The organism is Paenibacillus sp. GbtcB18, assembly GCF_019091125.1.
Taxonomy (GTDB): Bacteria; Bacillota; Bacilli; order Paenibacillales; family NBRC-103111; genus Paenibacillus_F; species Paenibacillus_F chitinolyticus.
Genome location: NZ_JAGXJX010000229.1, coordinates 1 through 300 on the forward strand (window position 1 = coordinate 1; position 300 = coordinate 300).

Below are 300 nucleotides of genomic sequence, written 5' to 3' on the forward strand. Positions count from 1 at the left end.
TTCTGCGGGAGAAGGAAATTGTTCTGATCGTGCTCGCTGGTTACATGCGTATCTTGACGCCGGTGCTGGTGGAGCCGTCTTACGGCCGGATGATTAATGTGCATCCGTCTTTGCTTCCGGCTTTTCCGGGAATCAAGGGGGTCGCCCAGGCGCTGGAATACGGCGTTAAAGTGACCGGCGTTACGGTGCATTACGTTGTCGGCGGGCTCGATTCGGGACCGATTATCGCCCAGCGTGCTCTCGAAATCCGGGAGGTCGTTACGGTGGAGAGCTTGACGGAGCGCGTGCACGCGGCGGAGC

At 59.3% G+C, this 300-nt stretch carries 1 protein-coding gene; it reads left to right on the plus strand.

Translation table 11 applies throughout. The annotated features are described in order from the left end of the window. Positions 1-300 (plus strand): formyltransferase family protein (locus KVT34_RS30095; RefSeq protein ID WP_302695756.1); only part of this gene is annotated, 300 nt, incomplete at both ends.